Annotated in this window: 1 protein-coding gene; it reads right to left on the bottom strand. The window is 48.2% G+C overall.

All coding sequences use genetic code 11. The features are described 5' to 3' along the window. A partial coding sequence (locus M3636_RS29305) for a DDE-type integrase/transposase/recombinase (protein WP_251384763.1) occupies positions 1-255 on the bottom strand: 255 nt, incomplete at both ends.

The following is a 255-nucleotide window of genomic DNA, read 5'->3' as shown; positions in this document are numbered from 1 at the left end:
CACCAGACTCGTTTCCATATGGTTGTACAGACGCCAGCCTACAATTTCACGCGTACATAAATCCAGAACACTGGCGAGATATAACCGGCCTCCTCGGCAGGGAATGTAGGTGATATCGGTGACCCATACGGTGTTCGGTTTGGACGTTTGAAATTGCTGGTTCAGCGTATTTGGTGCAATGGGATGATGATGTTTAGAATCCGTCGTTTGGACACGATACCGAGGACTATGCACGGAACGAAGATTCATTTGACG

It is taken from the genome of Paenibacillus sp. MER 99-2, assembly GCF_023714095.1.
In the GTDB taxonomy this organism is placed as follows: Bacteria; Bacillota; Bacilli; order Paenibacillales; family Paenibacillaceae; genus Paenibacillus.
The sequence above is the reverse complement of the archived record's forward strand: the minus strand, read 5'-3'. Positions and strand labels throughout refer to the sequence as shown.